This is a genomic window from Burkholderia singularis, assembly GCF_900176645.1.
GTDB lineage: Bacteria > Pseudomonadota > Gammaproteobacteria > Burkholderiales > Burkholderiaceae > Burkholderia > Burkholderia singularis.
Genome location: NZ_FXAN01000093.1, coordinates 11,742 through 27,326 on the forward strand (window position 1 = coordinate 11,742; position 15,585 = coordinate 27,326).

Annotated in this window: 14 protein-coding genes, 1 tRNA gene and 2 pseudogenes; 9 read left to right on the forward strand and 8 right to left on the reverse strand. The window is 61.4% G+C overall.

Annotated features, from left to right (window positions below; all coding sequences use genetic code 11):
* Nucleotides 1–41: 41 nt before the first annotated feature.
* A complete protein-coding gene (locus BSIN_RS19935; protein ID WP_089341729.1) occupies nucleotides 42–1,028 on the reverse strand; it encodes a threo-3-hydroxy-L-aspartate ammonia-lyase in 987 nt (328 codons plus the stop codon).
* Between the two features lie 158 nt (nucleotides 1,029–1,186).
* Entirely contained in the window at nucleotides 1,187–1,480 is a 294-nt protein-coding gene (locus BSIN_RS19940) for a hypothetical protein (protein WP_089341730.1), read from the reverse strand.
* Nucleotides 1,481–1,874: 394 nt separating this feature from the next.
* On the opposite strand from BSIN_RS19940, the gene BSIN_RS19945 reads away from it, so the two are divergent.
* Entirely contained in the window at nucleotides 1,875–2,888 is a 1,014-nt protein-coding gene (locus tag BSIN_RS19945) for a Rossmann-like and DUF2520 domain-containing protein (protein WP_089341731.1), read from the forward strand.
* Nucleotides 2,889–2,970: 82 nt separating this feature from the next.
* Nucleotides 2,971–3,534 carry a YggT family protein gene (locus BSIN_RS19950; protein ID WP_089341732.1) on the forward strand — a complete coding sequence of 188 codons (564 nt, stop codon included), beginning with the start codon at nucleotides 2,971–2,973 and terminating at the stop codon, nucleotides 3,532–3,534.
* 28 nt (nucleotides 3,535–3,562) lie between these two features.
* Here the strand turns inward: BSIN_RS19950 and BSIN_RS19955 are convergent, their stop codons facing one another.
* Both BSIN_RS19955 and crcB read right to left on the reverse strand, forming a co-directional pair.
* A complete protein-coding gene (locus tag BSIN_RS19955; RefSeq protein ID WP_089341733.1) occupies nucleotides 3,563–3,910 on the reverse strand; it encodes a DUF190 domain-containing protein in 348 nt (115 codons plus the stop codon).
* A gap of 65 nt (nucleotides 3,911–3,975) precedes the next feature.
* On the reverse strand, nucleotides 3,976–4,362 hold the full coding sequence (gene crcB, locus BSIN_RS19960) for a fluoride efflux transporter CrcB (RefSeq protein WP_089341734.1): 387 nt from the start codon (nucleotides 4,360–4,362) through the stop codon (nucleotides 3,976–3,978).
* Between the two features lie 414 nt (nucleotides 4,363–4,776).
* Between crcB and BSIN_RS19970 the strand changes: the two genes are divergently transcribed.
* Together BSIN_RS19970 and BSIN_RS19975 are read left to right on the forward strand one after the other, a co-directional pair.
* The gene (locus tag BSIN_RS19970; protein WP_089341736.1) at nucleotides 4,777–5,394 is read left to right on the forward strand and encodes a DNA-3-methyladenine glycosylase I; all 618 of its coding nucleotides are present in this window, start codon (nucleotides 4,777–4,779) and stop codon (nucleotides 5,392–5,394) included.
* A gap of 344 nt (nucleotides 5,395–5,738) precedes the next feature.
* Nucleotides 5,739–5,813: transfer RNA gene (locus BSIN_RS19975), tRNA-Gly, on the forward strand.
* Between the two features lie 597 nt (nucleotides 5,814–6,410).
* Here BSIN_RS19975 and BSIN_RS19985 read toward each other — a convergent pair.
* From BSIN_RS19985 to BSIN_RS20010, 4 genes and pseudogenes are all read right to left on the reverse strand, one after another.
* Nucleotides 6,411–7,122: pseudogene (locus BSIN_RS19985) on the reverse strand (YoaK family protein).
* Between the two features lie 692 nt (nucleotides 7,123–7,814).
* Nucleotides 7,815–7,967, reverse strand: a pseudogene (locus BSIN_RS19995) (GNAT family N-acetyltransferase); the annotation flags it as partial.
* Between the two features lie 63 nt (nucleotides 7,968–8,030).
* A complete protein-coding gene (locus BSIN_RS20000) occupies nucleotides 8,031–8,300 on the reverse strand; it encodes a hypothetical protein (protein ID WP_089341739.1) in 270 nt (89 codons plus the stop codon).
* 814 nt (nucleotides 8,301–9,114) lie between these two features.
* On the reverse strand, nucleotides 9,115–9,363 hold the full coding sequence (locus BSIN_RS20010) for a hypothetical protein (RefSeq protein WP_089341740.1): 249 nt from the start codon (nucleotides 9,361–9,363) through the stop codon (nucleotides 9,115–9,117).
* Between the two features lie 202 nt (nucleotides 9,364–9,565).
* Between BSIN_RS20010 and BSIN_RS20015 the strand changes: the two genes are divergently transcribed.
* The 5 genes from BSIN_RS20015 to BSIN_RS20035 form a co-directional block, all read left to right on the forward strand.
* Nucleotides 9,566–10,687, forward strand: a complete 1,122-nt coding sequence (locus tag BSIN_RS20015; protein ID WP_256583892.1) for a YncE family protein — start codon at nucleotides 9,566–9,568, stop codon at nucleotides 10,685–10,687.
* Between the two features lie 125 nt (nucleotides 10,688–10,812).
* Entirely contained in the window at nucleotides 10,813–12,156 is a 1,344-nt protein-coding gene (locus BSIN_RS20020) for an NAD(P)/FAD-dependent oxidoreductase (protein WP_069233961.1), read from the forward strand.
* A gap of 118 nt (nucleotides 12,157–12,274) precedes the next feature.
* Nucleotides 12,275–13,243 (forward strand): polyprenyl synthetase family protein, encoded by a 969-nt coding sequence (locus tag BSIN_RS20025; protein ID WP_089341742.1) that lies wholly within the window; start codon nucleotides 12,275–12,277, stop codon nucleotides 13,241–13,243.
* A 118-nt stretch (nucleotides 13,244–13,361) separates the two neighbouring features.
* Nucleotides 13,362–14,474, forward strand: a complete 1,113-nt coding sequence (locus tag BSIN_RS20030; protein WP_219726946.1) for a terpene synthase family protein — start codon at nucleotides 13,362–13,364, stop codon at nucleotides 14,472–14,474.
* Between the two features lie 214 nt (nucleotides 14,475–14,688).
* On the forward strand, nucleotides 14,689–15,585 hold an 897-nt coding region (locus BSIN_RS20035; protein ID WP_369828214.1), incomplete at its 3' end, for an IS256 family transposase.

Consider the following 15,585-nt stretch of genomic DNA (forward strand, 5'->3'; position numbering starts at 1 on the left):
CCCCCGCCGCCAAGCCAAGCCCGCCGCGCCCGGCACACCGCTCACCCGCGCAACCACTCGCCGTAGCGCGCGAGATCGACGTTGCCCCCGCTCAGGATCACGCCGACGCGCTTGCCCGCCACCGGCAGCACGCCATCCAGCACCGCCGCCGCCGCCAGACAGCCGGTCGGCTCAACAACCATCTTCATACGCTCGGCGAAAAAGCGCATCGTGTCGACCAACTGCGCGTCGCTGACCGTGACGATTCGCTCGACGAGCTTTCGGATGATCGGAAAGTTGTGTGCACCGACATGCGTCGACGCCGCACCGTCCGCGATCGTGCGCGGCACCGGAATATGCACGACCTCGCCGCGCGCCAGCGACTGTTGCGCGTCGTTGCCCGCCTGCGGCTCGACGCCGATCACGCTGCAGCCGGACGCGAGCGCCGCCGCCGACAACGCGCTGCCCGCGATCAATCCGCCGCCGCCCACCGGAACGACGAGCATATCCAGCTCGCCCACTTCGTCGATCAGTTCCTTCGCCGCCGTCCCCTGCCCTGCGATCACATGCGGATGGTCATAAGGCGGCACGAGCGTCATCCCCCGCTCGTCGGCAAGCCGCGCGCCAATCTCCTCGCGGCTTTCCGTATAACGGTCGTAGGTGATCACTTCGCCGCCGTACTCCTTCGTCGCCGCCATCTTCGCGGCGGGCGCATCTTGCGGCATCACGATCGTCGCCCAGATGCCCGCGAGCCGCGCGGCGAGCGCAATCGCCTGCGCATGATTGCCGGACGAATAGGCCAGCACGCCTGCGCGACGCTGCTCGACATCGAAATGCGAAATCGCGTTGTATGCGCCGCGAAACTTGAATGCGCCCATCCGCTGAACATTCTCGCATTTGAAGAATAGCGTCGCGCGGGTGCGCGCATCGGCGGTGCGGGACGTCAGCACGGGCGTGCGATGCGCGACGCCGGCCAGCCGGGCCGCTGCATCGGTGACGTCGTCATAGGTGGGAAGAACGATCGAATCGGGGGTGGGGAAAGTGGACATGGACGATGGCGCAGCAAGGCGATGGGTTGGAATGAAGCGAATATTGTCCCAGCTTCACCCGGCTTTTGCTGCCCGGAAAGACGAACGGCGCGGCACGAATCGCTCCGTGCCGCGCCGTCATGCGGCGCGCCGCCTGCCGGGCGCGCCGGCCGACCGCGTCAACGGCGCCAGTATGGCCGGCCGTAGCCGCCGTAATAGCCGTGATGCCAGTACGGACGCCCGTAGTAGCCGCCCACCACGACCGCGGGCGGCGGGTAATAAACGGGCGGCGGCGCATAGACGACGGGCGGCGGCGGTGCATATACGACGGGCGGCGGCGCGGCGTAAACCGGATACGCCGGCGCGACGAGCGGCAATCCGATGCCGACGCCGATCGACACGTGCGCGTGCGCGGCGCCCGCGATGCCGAGACCCAGTGCGGCGGCGGCGATCAACGGAACGAGCTTTTTCACTTTGGTTCTCCTGGGCGACAGGCAACGGGTGCCGGCCGCATCGACAGCAAAGGTAGCTTGCTGCATGCGACGAATGTAGCGAAAACCGCTATCACGAGCCACGACCATTTGTTGCAAATTGCAATTTCGAAAAGCGGGCCGGCGTTGGTTCGCGCGGCGTCGTGAAACGTCCCGCGCGGGCGGCCCGTCAGCCGTTCGGCGAATCGCGGGCGATCGGCGCAGGCGCGCGCGGCGCGGCCGGTAATGAACGATTACAAATTAGAGACAGCACATTGCCGACAAAAGACGGATTCCGCTCCGGCAGCCACACCGATTTTGGGGCTGGAGCACGCCGTGCGCCCCCAAATACGCGATACTGACGAATTGCGCCGCCCCAACCTCAGGACCCGCCGCCATGCCCTTATCCGCCTCGCCTCGCATCGGCTTCATCGGCGCAGGCCGGCTTGCCCGCTGCGTCGCGCGCCGGCTTGCCCGCGCCGGGTACGCCGTCACCGCCGTCGCGAGCCGCTCGGCCGCGTCGGCCGCGGCACTGGCCGAACTGGTCGACATCGATTCGGCCGCTCGCGAAGCGCAGGCCGACGCCCGCCCAGCGGCTCCGCAAACCGTTCGCTGCGCTGCGCTGGACTCGCCGCAAGCGGTCGTCGATCACGCCGAGCTGATCTTCCTGAGCGTACCCGACGACGTGCTCGCCGGGATCGCCGCCAGCCTGCGTTTCGCGCCGGACCGTGCGCACGGGCAAGCGCTTGTCCATTGCAGCGGCGCATCGAGCCTCGCGCTGTTGGCGCCCGCGCGGACGCAGCGCGCCGCGACGGGCAGCTTCCACCCGCTCTATCTGTTCGGCGGCGGCGAAGCCGACCTCACGCGCATCGAAGGCTGCTCGGTGACGATCGAAGCCGACGGCGCGCTGAACGATCTGCTCACCGCCTTCGCCGCCGCGCTGGGCTGCCATCCGCTGCCATTTCCACAAGGCCAACTAACGCCGGACGACCGGATGCTTTATCACGCGGCCGCCCACTATGCGGCAAGCTTCACGCTGTCCAATCTCGCCGAATGCGTCGAGCTGTGGCGCACGCTCGGCCTGGCCGAGGACGACGCGCTGCGCGCGCTGTTGCCGATGCTTGCCGGCACGCTCGAAACCGCTCGCGACAAGGGGCTCGCGAACGCACTGTCAGGCCCCGTGTCACGCGGCGACGCCGGTGTCGTCGCGCGGCAGCTCGCGCGCCTCGCATCGCAAGGCGGCGATCACGCGACGTTCTACGCGCTCCATACCCGCCGCGCGCTCGCGCTTGCGCGGCAGCGCACACCGTCGTCCGTTGCGCCCGCATCGCTCGATGCGATCGAGCGCGCCGTCACCGCGTCGCTCGCGCCGGAGCGCGCCGCCACCCGCCCCGCAGACGGCGAGCCGTGATAAGGTGACGCCCGATGCGCGCCGTCCGCAGACGGCGCCGGCACGCTACCCGACTGCCTGTACCCAGAAAAGGATTCCAACGATGTTCGGCGAGATCGCCCGCTTTCTGCTCAATACCGTCTTCACGCTGTTCGGCGCGGCGCTGCTCCTGCGCGTCTGGCTGCAAGCCGTGCGCGTGCCGCCGTACAACCCCGTCACGCAGACCGTGCTGCAAGCGACCAACTGGCTCGTGCTGCCGCTGCGGCATATCATCCCGGGCGTGCGCGGGATCGACTGGGCGAGCGTCGCCGCAACCGTCATCACGTCGCTCGTCTATGTGACGCTGATGGTGTCGATGGCAGGGGTCGACGCGCTGTCGATCGCGCCGACGCTCGTCATCGTCGCGCTGCTGACGGTCGTGAAATGGGCGCTCAACCTCGTGCTGTGGCTGACGATTCTGATGGCGCTGCTGTCGTGGCTCAATCCGCGCTCGCCCGCGATGGAAATCCTCTATCAACTGACCGCGCCGCTCCTGAATCCGCTGCGCCGGTTGATTCCGAATCTCAGCGGCATCGACTTGTCGCCGCTCCTGCTGTTCGTGATCGTCCAGGTGCTGATCATGATCGTCACGCGCGCCGCCGTTTCGCTGACGCTGTTCGGCATCTGATGGGCCGCGCGCGCCGGCACCGGCGGCATCATCGCGCGCCGGCGGGCGCCGCCGGCGCGGCGCCTTCGTCGAGATTGTCGATCACGCCGAAGCGCACCGGAATCGTCACATAACAAAGCCGCACTTTCTCGCGCGATACGCGCTCGATCAGTTGCCGTGCTTCGTCGTCGGTCGCAATGAATTCGACTTCGATCGCAAGCGAGCCTTGCAACTCGAAAAAACGGGTTTCGTGCAGCATCCGGTGCCTGCCGAATCCCGCGATCGCGCGAAATGCCGAGCCGCCGGCGATGCCCATCCGGTTCGCCTCGTCGAGCAGCCATTCCCAGAGCGGCTTCCAGTGCAGACGATGATCCTCATGGACATAAAAGCGCAGCAAGACCCGATCTTGCGCGCGCCTCGCAGGCGATCCCGTTCATCGCCCCCTCCCCCGCCTACGGCGGATCAGCCCGGCACGAGCCACGCTCGCGCGCTCGCCATGCCGAGCCACGTCAACGTGAATGAACCTATCAAGTGTAGGGCAGCAACGGCCAACGCCCAACCGAGTTCACCCTGCGCCAGATGCGAAATCACTTCGGCCGAGTAAGTGGAAAACGTCGTGAGGCCGCCCATGAAACCCGTGATCACGAACAGCCGCCACTCCGGCGGCAACCCCGCCTTCGCGCTGAACACGGCGATCGCGACGCCGATCAGATAGCCGCCGATCAGATTCGATGCGAGCGTGCCGAGCGGTATAGCGGGAAAGATCGCATTCAGGCCGAGACTCAAAAACCAGCGCAACAATGCACCGAGCCCGGCGCCGACGAAAATGGCTGCGATCGAATAGAACAAGGCTGCTCCTATCTGGCGTTGAATGAAGAGGTAGACGTAGACACCCGTCGGGCTTCGACGCGCCGACGCAACCGGCGCTCGAGCGCGAGAAACTCGTCATCATACATCCGCCTCCCGCGCACCGCATCGATGGCCGCCACCATACCGGGCTGGGCCGCTCCGTCCGCCCGCGCCCCCGCTCGACGATGCGCGGCGATCCACATGCCTGCTAATCGCACTACGCTCCGCCGCCGAAGCACGATGTACGACGCACGGCCAACGCACGCGGCAAGCGAACCGGCACGTTGAACCAAAGACAAACGAACGCGCGCCGGTCACGCGGTCTGCGCGACCGGCCGAAGCTGGACATGCGTCGAATCGACGCTATCATCGCGGATACCGAAACCATACGTTCCCGAATCGGGAGAAATCCTCATGACCATGACGATCGCCGGGCCCGACGGAAAATTGCGCTGCCGCTGGTGCAACGCCGCCCCCGAGTTTCTTCCGTATCACGATAGCGAATGGGGCTTTCCAGTCGACGACGATCGCCACCTGTTCGAAAAGCTATGCCTCGAAAGCTTCCAGTCTGGGCTGAGCTGGCGCACCATCCTGGCGAAACGCGAGAATTTCCGCGCGGCGTTTCATCACTTCGACTTCGACAAGATCGCGCGCTACACCCAGCGCGACGTTGACCGCCTGCTCGCCGACGCAGGCATCGTGCGCCATCGCGGCAAGATCGAGGCGGTGATCAACAATGCGCAACGGGCCCGCGAACTCATCGATCAAGAGGGATCGCTCGCGGCGTTCGTCTGGCGTTACGAGCGCCCTGCCGAGCCGCGCGCAAAAGCGCAGGCGGTGGTGTCGACGTCGCCCGAATCGATCGCGCTGTCCAAGGCGTTGAAGGCACGGGGCTGGAAATTCGTCGGGCCGACCACCGTCTATTCGTTCATGCAGGCGATGGGCATCGTCAACGATCACGCCGACGATTGCGTGATCAGAGCCAAGGCCGAGCAGGCCCGCAAGAAACTCAAGCGGCCTGGGAACCGGTAGCGGACCCGCAAAGAAGCTGCGCTCGGCAACGGCCACCAGCGCTTGCGTGTTGCTGCGTGACCGGGAAAAGACCGGAAGACGAAAACCTCCCATTCGATAGCGATGTCTAACCGGTTCATGACTTGCGGCACACGCAAGCAGCCCATGAGCGCGGCGCACATGGCACGCGTCGCCGCCTCGGCGACGCAAGGCGGTTCGGCATGCGCGCGAGCGGTTCGAGACGCGGTGCCGGGGGCTATATCGGCCGCGCACTCTCCGCGAAGCGCTGCGGAACGGCAATTAAGGCAATGGCGGGGCGCACAAAGTTGCCCGGGGAGGTGGAATGCCTTATACTTCAGCGCTTCGCGGGCGTCGTATAATGGCCATTACCTCAGCTTCCCAAGCTGATGACGTGGGTTCGATTCCCATCGCCCGCTCCATCCGAGCTTCCTAGATATTCACCGATTTCCATCATCGGCTGTCGATAAAGGTTTTTCTTCGACAGTGCTCCCGCCGAATCCATCGAAATCCTTGTTGAGCGGTCGGTTTCGCGTCGGGCGAGCGCCGGACGCCCGGCGCGCATTCTCTCCGCGATCGGTCGTCCAACACGAAGCCATCTTCGAGCGCTTCATGCGTCATCTTGCGACCTCCCACCGGACGCCGGCCACGCGGTGGACGAGCTCGACGAACACATGCTGCGCCATCGCACGATCGTCGCGCGATGGCTCCCCACGGGCATCATCGCCTATTCATCGCGGTTGATCGGCGGCCTGGAAGGCTTCGTTGTGAACTGGACAATCGGCCGGCGGCCGGGTACCGAACGCAAACAAGCCGTTCGATGCTCGCGACCGGCGGACAGCGACTGTCGAGCGATTCGTCGAGGTACTTGCATTTCGCATCCGCTGGGTCGCGATCGGACACCCTGCTCGTTTCAATCTGCCGGACAAACGATCACGTGCGGCGGCCCGCCGCCCCCCGTTTCCAACATCGTCAAGCATGGTGGCGAGGACAAGCGCGGCAGCACGCCGCGCCCGCATTCAGCGTTGCACCGGCCGCTCGTCGGGCCGACCGGATTGATAGGCGAGGAAACACAGCACCGCGAGCGGCAGCGCCCAAAACGCTGCGAACAGATACGCGGCCGCCCCCGCGCCAGCGCCGAGCGCAAAACCGGCGATCGGCGGCACCGTGCGCCGCAGGCGCGCGCGCGCCGCTTCCCGTTCGGACGGCGCGGCGAGCGGCACGAGCCAGTCGAACGCGTCGATCACCGCCTGCGTGACATTGCCTGTCATCACCGTGTTGGCGACCACCGAGCGTGCCGTCAGCCGCGCGTGCGCGTTCTGAACGCCCATCGCCGCGGCGCCGAGCAGGCCGCACAGAATCGTGCGCGTCGGCGTCGGCGATCGGCGAGGCCATCACGCCGGCCAGCAGCATCGCCTGTAGCGCATACAACGCACGTGCCCGCGCGCCATGACCGAGCAAGCGCATCCGATGGTCGAGCATGCGCGCGCCGACGATGCCGGCGATGAAAGCCGGAAACGCGAGCCACTTGATCGCGAGACCTTGTCCGACGCCGGCCAGACCCGAACCGATCAGGATGAAGTTGCCGGTCACGTGCGCGGTAAACAGGCCGAACAACGCGACGAAGCCGAGCGTGTCGACATAGCCGGCGATCGACGCGAGAAACACGTCCTCGCCACGCACGCGGTCCGGCGCGGCAGCAGTGCGCGCGGTTACTTGCTGCGTCGGCATGACCCGGCTTCCTGGAATATGTCGACTGCGCCGGCAATGGCGGCGCGCGACGAGATCAGATAACGCATGTTTCGCTCCGGTTTCGCCGGCGGGTCCGGCTTGCCGAGTGGCGTCCGGCCGATGCGGCAGTTCGGGAGCAAGACTAGTGAAGGCCGGCCTGAATGTCATGGCGGCGGGCTGAATTTTTCTGAATGCCCCGCTCGCGCACCGGACGTGCGGCTTAACGGCGACGCTCCCGCAACGGAGCGCGCGACGGCAACGGCCGGGTCGCGCGCCGTATTCCATGCCGCAATCGTGCTATTTTTCGCTCGATAGTTTAAGCATGCGCGCCATCGGGCGCGCATGCATGACGGAAAGAAAACGCGGTACGCCGGCCCGCGAACGCGGAACGGACGCCGACGGCAATGCCGTCCCGCCAGGCCGGCGGCTCGGGCCGGAGGCGCGCGAGCGGCAGAGCGTCGAAAAGGCGATCTAGCACTTCGCGACGCATGGCTTTCCCGGCAGCACGCGAGACAGATCGGTGTCACCCGGCCGCTAGCTGTACCGCTACTTCCCTGGCAACGAAACGCCGATCGACCGCGTCTACGACGAGATCGATATGCGGAGCCCCGACTGGAAAAAATTGATCGCCGACCGCACGCTGTCGCTGCAGGAGCGGCTCGTCGCGTTCTCCTGCGCTCACCCGCATTCAGTCACAGCGTCTTAACCAGGAAGACGCGTGCCGTGCCCGCCGGCAGGCACGGCACCTCGCCGAAAACCTTGTAGCCCTGCTTCTCGTAGAATTTCGGCGCCTGAAACGAAAGCGTATACAGGACGGCGCTGACGCATCCGCGGCGCTTCACCTCTTCAATCCTCGCCGACATCGTCTCCAACGACAGTAGGCCGAGTATGAGCTTGCGCCTTCATCATCAGAACTGTGCCGTCACCTGAAAACCGACCGTGACACGCGCGGTCGGGAACCGGACGGTTTGTAGATTGGCGTACCGGCGGCGCGCTTCCTCCATTAAGTTGAGCCGTTGCTGGGAGTGGCAGATGGCACCGCTCCAAACGATTGGAATCAACCTGCTCCGGCAATACTCCATTAGGAGGGCGATATTGATATATCCGCCTGCGCCGCATTTGTGCTGCCACGCCGTTGGATTACCGAGATTTTTAAGTATGACCATCGGGGCGTTCATGCTGCCGATTTGATCGCAAGCAGTGACGCAAAGTAAACCTCACCTCGCATCCGATCTTTCAGATTTGAAAAAGATCGTCTCGGGTTGTACAAGGTAATGTCGTCACCGAACGAATGCCGGGCATGGCTGGCCGGCTCATATGCCTTGAGGTTCCTTATACTTGGCACTTCGTCAGACAAACACGTTGCCGCGCCAAGCTCCCTTGCCGCCCCATGAACAGTCTGATATCTCGATCCAGCACTGCGTCCGTAGTGGCGATTGCAGGGAGCTAACTGCGCTGGTCGCTGTTAGCAATTTCCGACTGCCCATATTTTGAGAAGGTCCCTTCCAACACTCCGACCGCATGGACTGCTTCTAGCGTAATCACCATTCGATGGGCCAATACCCTGCCGCTAACGCAGGCTACCGCAGCCGTCAAATATACGAAGCCTCGCGCCGCCGGAATGTCGCTGGTGTCGAATGCCCACACCTGATTGGCGCGGTTGATCGTCATCCCCGAAGTAGATACGGCCGGAGCTTGTGCTACTTGTCGCGGCGGTTCGTATTCGGTTTGCAATACTGCACTTCGATACCCATACGCTTCATCAGCGTGCCACGTGCCGATGTCCCATCTTGATACTTTCTCGGCACAGCAGACGCGCCAGCATGCGCGCGCTCGAAAGCGGGGTCCGTCTCGCTGACTGACCGCGATTTGCAATAGACGCTTGAGCGGAAAAATCCACTGAGCCTACCCGCTGTACGGCAGCCAGTGCGTATTCGTGGTCAATCATTGCCTTGCGCTCAATACTCCGCCTTGCTGAGTGCGCTTTCTATTCTAAAAAGCGTTCTCCAACATCAATTGCTCGATCCTTGCGTGAAGCACCTTGATATCCACGGGCGGCTCGCCTAGGTCTGTTGTGTTCGCTCCAAATATTTCCGCCACGCGCTCCTGCAACTGCTTTTTCCATTCCGTGATTTGATTTGGATGGACGTCGTACTGCTGTACCAGTTCTGCCAGCGTCTTATTCCCTTCAGGGTCGCAAGCGCTATCGCGCCGGGCAATCGCTTCGGCGATGAGTGTCATAACCACTCCACTTTGCCGATTGCCGAAGGCAGCCCACGAAAAAGATATATTTAATTTGAAACTTATATCGACTCGAAAATAAAATCAAACGCCTTATAAAATATCCACCATCATTAAATTATAAGTCCTATTGTTAGGCATGCTTGTTATGTGTTAATTTGATTACACAACACCAAATTTCAACCTTCCTGAGAGAAATGACATGCATTCGAGATGCTCGGCGTACCGTATTTTTATCATACATGCGCTATCCATTTTATCGATCATCGCCTCTGCGCCCGCACACACGGCAAGCCTGTCTGGTCCTAATGGAGAGTTATATGTCCCCGAGGCGCATCACAACAAAATCAGTGTAATCGATACCAAAACATCCAAAATAATTCGAAGCATCCCGATCAACGATATCCCTGTCCTTCCGCTAGGCAGCAGGCCAACAGTACTAGTTGCGACACCAGATGGAAACAAGATTTATAGTGACAATTTCGGACTGATTCCGCCGACGATCACTGCCGTCAATAGAAAGACTGGCAACGTCAAATCGATTCAATTGTCGAGCGTTCCCCTCGGCGCCTCGATCTCGAACGACGGCAAAGAAATCTATCTGCCGCAAGGCACGTACAGCGTCGAAGTCGTCGCCACCGATAGCGACAAGGTCGTCCGCCGACTCTCGTTTTCCGATGTCCCGGTCGCAGCAATCGAAGGTCCCGACGGGCACTTGTATGTCGGATTCGCGAACGGCGAACTTGGCTCGTTCAACGTCCAAACGGGAAAGACCATACGCAAACCGATCAAGATCGGCGGAACATTACCGGCGTGGTTCACGTTCACGCGGGACGGCAAAAAGTTATATGTTGATGCCGTGAACGCAATTAGCGTCATCGATCTGCCGAGTTGGACGCTCGTCAAGCAGATCCCAACGGGCGACGAAGCATCACAACGCTCGACAGATCCATGGCCGTTCACATCGACGCTCGCGCCCGACGGTAAAAAACTCTACGTCACGCTGCTCGGCGAGTCCGGCGTGCTGGTGATCGACGTTGCGACAGATACGGTCATCGCAAAGATCAAAACGGCAGGCTCCACCACAGGCGTCGCGTTCAGCGCGGACGGCTCGCGCGGCTACATTACAGACATGGGCCCCTCGTTGTCGTTCCTAAAGAGCCCGACGGGCGGTGCACTGCTAGGAAACGTCTGGATCGGCTTTGGTCTGCTGGGTTCCGGACAGGTGGTCGTATTCGATCCGAAAACGGACGAACCGATTGGCGAGCCCATTCCGACCACACCAGGCCCCGGCATCCCGGTCTGGGTTCCTCCGCTTGGTTAGCGGCGCGTCCCGGCCACTCGGCACGACGACGCCCGTCGGTCGATTCGGCCCGCCGTCCTTCGAGAATCCGCTGCGCACATCGCGCTTAGCGCGTTCGATACCGATCCACTCGTTCATCTTCTGTTATGTCAGCACACAAGCACGATCATGCGATAGTCATCGGCGGCAGCATTGCGGGTTGTCTAACGGCTGAAGTACTGTCGCACCATTTCACTACGGTAACGATAATCGAAAAGGGAGATTTCGACGACGACACGAGCGACCGGCAGAGCGTGCCCCAGGAAAAGCACACGCACGTGCTCCTGCTCGAAGGGCAACGCCTGATGGAACAAATCTTCCCCGGCTTGACTGAAGATCTGACACGCGCCGGCGCGATAACAGCCGATCTGATCAATGACGTCCGATGGTTCCAATACGGGCGCTGGAAGAAACAGTACGCCAGCGAGTTGCATTCGGTGTTCTTCAGCCGGCGCCTTCTCGACAATCAATTTCACCGTCGGATACGCAAAAATTCGAAGGTAGATGTTCTATCGAACACTGCGGTCACGGATTTGATTATTTCAAGGACGAACGGCCGTTTGAGCGTCGCTGGCGTCAAGATATCGAAGCCGGACGACAGTATCGCGACGCTGTATGGTGCACTCGTCGTCGATGCCAGCGGCCGCGGGTCCCGTATGGCGAATTGGCTATCGGCTGCGGGAATCGACGAGCCGCAACAGATGTTGGTCAAGACGAATCTGGGATATGCATCGAGAATCTATCGGCGGCGCCCCGAACATCGAGACTGGCCGGCCGTGGTAATTTGGCCGACACCACCCGAGCAGATGCGCATCGGGCTCATGCTGCCTATCGAGGGAGACCAATGGATGGTGTCCGCGGGCGGCTGGTTCGGATCGTTTCCCAATCCGGATCCAGATGAATTCGTCGAATTCATGCGCACCCTGCCCGTCCCAGACATATACGAGCGCATTCGCGACGCCGAGCCGGGAACCGGCGTGTCGGGATTCAGGATGCCAGGCAGCCGATGGAATCGCTTCGATCGGCTCGAAGATTTCCCGGATGGGCTGATTGTCATTGGTGACGCGTTTTGCAGCATCAACCCTTTTTTCGGCCAAGGCATGACGCTGTGCGCAAAGCAGGCGCACACGCTTGAGCGTCACGTTCCACGATGGCTTGCAGCCCACTGCTCAACACGGGAAATTCAATCGCAATTCGTGTCGGCCATACGCCCCTCGTGGAGCATGGCAACGTCTGAAGACATGCGTTTCCCGCAAACCGAAGGAGAACGGACGCTATTGACGCGGATCATGCATTGGTACGGCGCAGGAGTGGCGCGCGTATCCGCATCGAACCATCGGGCAAGGCAAACTCAACTCGAGGTCATTCATATGTCGAAATCCCCGAATCACCTGCTCCACCCGAGCATCTTCGCCCGAATCATCGTCGACAGCATGACGGCCGTGAAATAGCCCACGTCGGCCGCGCACCAAGGCCACGGCGCATAAAACCGGATTCGCATCCGATGCCGAGCATTCCTCTTTGCGTCGACGCATTCACTACCTCACCGCATCTTTCCAGGAGACCGCCATGAGTTCCGACATCGCCGAGCGGGACGATCACGGCCCCGCAGTCGAAACCGCCGGCCTCTCACCGAGCACGTCGTTTGACGATATCGACGGATGGACGAAGACGGCTATCCGGCAGACTGAAACCACGCTCGATCGCCTCTTGCCGTCAGCCGATGCGCAGCCTTCCACCCTGCACGCCGCCATGCGATATGCAATGTTTGGCGGCGGAAAACGCCTGCGCCCCTTACTTTGCCACGCGGCGGGTGAACTGGTCGGGGCTTCGTGTGAGGCTTTGGCGCAGATCTCTGCCGTGATCGAGATGATCCATGTATTTTCGTTGATTCAGGACGACTTGCCTGCAATGGACAACGACGACCTGCGACACGGCCGATTGTCTCTGCACAAACAGTACGATGTTGCGACCGCGCTCCTCGCAAGCGACGGCCTCATTTCGCAGGCGTTTCACACACTGAGCGAAGTTCCGTTGCCGCCGGACATCCGTGTCACGCTGATGCGCGAACTGGCGTCGTCAATAGGCTCATCGGGCCTGACCGGCGGGCAATACATCGATTTGACGAGCATTGGTACACATCTCGATCGAACGGAACTTGAACAAATGCATCGGATGAAGACCGGTGTGTTAATACGGGCCGCCGTCAGAATGGGGGTGCTGTGTGGCGCCGCCTCCGGAGAGAAGCTCAGTGCGGCTTGGCCCGCCGTGAGTGAATACGGTGATCGTCTCGGGCTCGCTTATCAGGTCGTCGACGATATCCTCGATTCGACCGCCACCACCTCAGCGCTCGGTAAGACCGCCGGTAAGGATGCTCAAGCGAACAAGGCGACCTACGTCACGGTGTTAGGTCTGGACGCGTCTCGCGCTTGGGCGCGGCAACTCGCCAACGAAGCGCTGGCGGCGCTTGCGCCATTCGGCATCCAGGCACATTTCTTGAGAGAAATGGTCAAACGCGTCTTGTACAGACTGTTCTAAGCGTCGCGCAACCCGTGCGCGCGCCCGCTTCGACTCGTTTCGACGCTTGCCGCTGCCACGGTGCCATGCGATTTCCTTTTAAGAACATACCGCAGACTCTACGCAGGAGGGAAATCCGGTGGTCACACCTTCGACTCAAACTGTAGCGTCGATACTCTGCCCGTTTCCTTTGCGGGAAATCCGGCCAGTTGACGCTCACATCACCCAGACATCGGAATGGATGATTCAATCGGGCCTCGTTGGAAGCGATGCCCACGCACGTGCGCTGGCCAGCGTAGGCGCACATTACATGATGTGCTGCTATCCGGATATCGCGGCCGATCGGATGCGGGATTTGATTGATTTTGCCGCATGGAATTGCCTGTTGGACGATTTTGTGGAAAACGGGCCGTTGAGTAATGATCTCCCCGGGATGACGCATTTTCTGAAGTCCATCGGATACATTTGCGACACGTCAAACTACCTCTGCCCGTCCGATTTCGGATTCGATCGCGACTATCGCATCGCCAAGGCCCTCGTCGACGTGAAAAGCCGAATTTCCGCGTGGGCATCCTCCGTACAGATCCACAACTTGATGTGCGCCACCAGCCATTTCATGTCAGGCCTTGCATGGGAAGTCGCGTATACGAACATGAAACAGACTCCTGATCTCAATACGTACTGTGCAATCAGAACGGCAAACTCCGGCATGTACATGGCGAATGCGCTGGCGGAATGCGTCAACAACGTGGAGCTGACGCCGGCTGAACGCGCGTGCCCTGAGATTCAGGCGCTAACACAATGCATATTATTCGTGCTCGTCATCGACAACGACCTCTATTCGCATCACAAGGAAAAAAGCGGCTGTGCCGCGTTTCCGAGCATGATCGATATCCTTATGCATTCACGCGGCAGTAAAGACACACACGCCGCGCTATTGGAAGCGCTCGATCTGAGAAACCAGTGCATGCGCTGCTATCTAGCGCTGAAAGCGAAATGCCGGCGATCCTTCGGTAATCGACTCGATATATATTTCAAGGGACTCGAAGACATCATCAGCGGAAATCTGGTATTCGGCAGCACATGCGCTCGATATGCAGCACCGGGAAGCCCTCAATTTCTCGGCACGACGAACGCGCCATACGTTAGAGCCGACAGCATTCAAATCCCCGTGGCCGACGCACTCGACCTTCCTGTATCTCCCCCTCGGCACATTCCGTCAATCGACTGGTGGTGGACATTAGTCCACTGAAACAGACGAGTCGTACCGGATGCGATGCGATGCGATGCGATGCGATGCGAAGGATCAGTGTTCCATATCAACGGAGCAACCTGCCAATTTTACCTGCGAATGTAGCGCATGAACTTTTTGTCGATATCCTTCATGCGGGTATGACGTCTCGCTGGATGGGACCTATCCGTGATTTCGTGGGCGGGGCATATCATGAGGTGTAAAGGCCATGGATATGCCGATGAAAAAGAAAAGACAAACTGTAGCGCGTCAGGCAGCGGCCCGAGGGCCGCTGCCTGAACTGCCCAAGGAACTGCTGGACCAACTGGTCAAGGGGCCGATGACGCCGGCTGAGGTGCAGGATCTGATGCTGGCGTTCAACAAAGCGGTCATCGAACGTGCGATGGGCGCCGAGATGAATCTGCATTTGGGCTACCCGCTGGGCCAGCCCAAGCCGCCCGGTCAGGCCAACGAACGCAACGGCGCCAGCGGCAAGACGGTCATCCCCGATCGTGGCCCAGTCCGGGTCGACGTGCCTCGTGACCGTGACGGCAGCTTCGAGCCGATCCTAATTCCCAAGCACGAACGCCGTTTCACCGGCTTCGATGAACGCATCATCGCGATGTACGCCCGCGGCATGAGCGTGCGCGAGATTCAGGGATTTCTGGCCGAGCACTATGGCACCGAGGTCTCGCCCGACTTCATCAGTTCGGTCACCGACGAGGTGATGGCCGAAGCGCTGAGCTGGCAGAGCCGCCCGCTCGAAGCGATGTATCCGGTCGTGTTCTTCGACGCGTTGCGGGTCAAGATCCGCGACGACGGCGTGGTCAGCAACAAGGCCGTCTATCTGGCCTTGGGCATTCAGGCCGACGGCCAGCGCGACGTGCTGGGCCTTTGGATCGAGCAGACCGAGGGCGCCAAGTTCTGGCTCAAGGTGTTCAACGAACTGAAGACGCGCGGCTGCCAGGACATCCTGATCGCCGTGGTCGATGGCTTGAAGGGGCTCACTGAAGCCATCAGCGCGGCCTATCCACGAACCACCGTTCAGACCTGCATCGTGCATCTGATCCGCAACAGTCTGGAGTACGCCAGCTACAAGGATCGCAAGGCACTGGCCACCGCGCTACGCCCG

What these genes read in the sequence shown, in the direction of transcription:
- BSIN_RS20000 (WP_089341739.1), bottom strand. Translation starts at nt 8,300, where the DNA reads ATGAACGCCCCGATGGTCATACTTAAAAATCTCGGTAATCCAACGGCG.
- BSIN_RS19970 (WP_089341736.1), top strand. Translation starts at nt 4,777, where the DNA reads ATGACCATGACGATCGCCGGGCCCGACGGAAAATTGCGCTGCCGCTGG.
- BSIN_RS20015 (WP_256583892.1), top strand. Translation starts at nt 9,566, where the DNA reads ATGCATTCGAGATGCTCGGCGTACCGTATTTTTATCATACATGCGCTA.
- BSIN_RS20010 (WP_089341740.1), bottom strand. Translation starts at nt 9,363, where the DNA reads ATGACACTCATCGCCGAAGCGATTGCCCGGCGCGATAGCGCTTGCGAC.
- BSIN_RS20020 (WP_069233961.1), top strand. Translation starts at nt 10,813, where the DNA reads ATGTCAGCACACAAGCACGATCATGCGATAGTCATCGGCGGCAGCATT.
- BSIN_RS19950 (WP_089341732.1), top strand. Translation starts at nt 2,971, where the DNA reads ATGTTCGGCGAGATCGCCCGCTTTCTGCTCAATACCGTCTTCACGCTG.
- BSIN_RS20025 (WP_089341742.1), top strand. Translation starts at nt 12,275, where the DNA reads ATGAGTTCCGACATCGCCGAGCGGGACGATCACGGCCCCGCAGTCGAA.
- BSIN_RS19945 (WP_089341731.1), top strand. Translation starts at nt 1,875, where the DNA reads ATGCCCTTATCCGCCTCGCCTCGCATCGGCTTCATCGGCGCAGGCCGG.
- BSIN_RS19935 (WP_089341729.1), bottom strand. Translation starts at nt 1,028, where the DNA reads ATGTCCACTTTCCCCACCCCCGATTCGATCGTTCTTCCCACCTATGAC.